This is a genomic window from Flavobacterium piscis, from assembly GCF_001686925.1.
Lineage (GTDB): Bacteria > Bacteroidota > Bacteroidia > Flavobacteriales > Flavobacteriaceae > Flavobacterium > Flavobacterium piscis.
In genome coordinates this window covers 1-2,146 of sequence record NZ_LVEN01000032.1, presented here as the reverse complement: position 1 = coordinate 2,146, position 2,146 = coordinate 1, and the positions used below count along the sequence as shown (strand labels likewise).

At 31.7% G+C, this 2,146-nt stretch carries 1 protein-coding gene and 1 pseudogene; both read left to right on the top strand.

All coding sequences use genetic code 11. The features are described 5' to 3' along the window. Positions 1-1,127, top strand: a pseudogene (locus tag FLP_RS14860) (hypothetical protein); the annotation flags it as partial. Between the two features lie 288 nt (positions 1,128-1,415). After that, the coding region (locus FLP_RS14855; RefSeq protein WP_131798891.1) for a hypothetical protein at positions 1,416-2,146 on the top strand (731 nt) is incomplete at its 3' end.

Here is a 2,146-nt window from a genome sequence, read left to right as displayed (position 1 = left end):
CGATTTATCTGGATAAAAATGCCGATTCTTCCTTATATTATTATCAAAAAGCTCATAGATTCAGTAAAATTTTAAATGATAAAACGTTAACGGTTTACATTTTTACCAATATGGCCAGAGCTTATGCTTCTAAAAAAGACAAGCAAAATGCTGATCTTTATTTTGAAAAAGCTTTTTCTCTATTTAACAGTTCTATTGATAATCCGCTTCAGGCATTTGTTTATGAATCTTTTTCAGAATATAATTTAGAACAGCATAAACTTGAACCCGCTATTGTATATGCAAAGAAAGCATTAGAATTGACTAAAGAAAATGCAATAAGTTTTTCAGGATTAAAATTGAATAAAATACTTTATGAAGTTTATTTAACCAAACAAGATTATAAAAATGCCGTTTATTATTTTCAGCAATACAGCACTATTAGTGATAGTATTAATATAGGGCAAAAAGCGGTAAACTTAGAAAGAATAAGGCTGGAGCAGGATTATAAAGTTCGAAGCAAAATAAGAACACTGATTGAAGAAAAAGAACGATTCCAGTTTTATGTCATTGGATTAATATTAGTTGTCGGAATTTTGATTTTGATCAATCTACTAATACGATATCGAAACAGGAATGTTAAAAATCAACTGGAACAAGAAAAATTAAAAACCAAACAACAAGAACTGAAGCAGAGTCTTGAGGCCAAAAATATGGTTTTGGTCGGAAAAGCGATGTCAGAAATACACCGCACCGATAATATCAACGAAATCCTTACAGATCTAAAAAAAATTAAACTGCAAACGGCCAACAAAGAAATGCAGCAGGCAATCGACATCGTATTAAAACGTCTGGAAAAAGATTTAAATACAGATATCTGGAAAGAATTTGAAATAAGCTTTGAGCAGGTTCATAAATCTTTCTTCGATAAGCTTACGATCGATTATCCTTCACTTACGCCAAAAGACCGCAGATTATGTGCGCTCTTATATCTCGATTTAACTACCAAGGAGATTTCTCAAATTACAGGTCAGTCTTTCAAATCTATTGAAAATGCACGTACAAGACTTCGTAAAAAGTTTGATTTGACCAATGAAAAAGTCAATCTTTCGACTTATTTAAATACTTTTAAGCAAGATCAAGTATAAAATTTTTATTAGATTAAACGTTTGATTTGTAATAGTTTATGTTAAAATGAGTGTTTTTTTAGTGATCCATTTCTACCTCCGAGTGTTTTTGCATTAGTCCTTTTTTACAGTGCCTGAAACTGTACTTCTATATTCGCCAAATCTATTATAAATAAATTTGGATGAACACGAAGAAAAAGAAGGAAACTCTAAAAAGTCTTGATGAACTTTTAGAGGAAACAAAAACAAAAAAGAGCGCACTCTTAAAAATTGTACAAAAAATAACAAGANNNNTTTAAATTAAAAAAAATGAACCAGATTTACTCGAAAACCAGGTATTTGTTTCTTTTGCTAGGCTTCCTGATAAGTTCCGTAGGAATGGCCCAATCGCCTTTACAAAAAGCAAAAACAGGTAATGTGCCTATGGCTGTTCAATTGCCATCGGCAAATCAAAAAAAAGATCAAGTTTCTAAGAAAACTACTGATTCTAATTCCGCTCAGGATAATGATGTCAATAATCCATCTAATCAGAATGAAGAGAATATCGTGGGGCAAAAACTTTCAAATGAAGAAAGTGAAGCGGTAAAAAAACAAGTACAGGCAAGTCAAAAACTGCGCGTTCAAAATTTAAGTAATACTAAAGAAGGAACAACTCAACAAGATACCATTACCAAAGTTAAATCTTTTGCTAAGTCTGCAAATTTGACTGTAAAAAATGTATTTGAAGTAAAAAAAGAATCTTTTGGTTTAACTAGTTCTGACAGAATGCAGTTAAAATCAGTTTCTGAAAAGCACGGAAGAAGTTTGGCCACTTATCAGCAGCTGCACAATTCTATTCCTGTTGAAGGAGCCATTTACAAAGTAAGAGAAAATAAAACTAAAATTGATGCGTTTGGTTCTGTCAGCAAAAAACTGCCTGCCACAAGCAATTATAAAATAAGTGCAGCAGCAGCTTTAGACAATGCACTTAAAACTGTAAATGCGAAGCAATATGTTTGGGAAAGCAAAAAGTTAAGTTCCTTAGTTCATGACAAAATAAG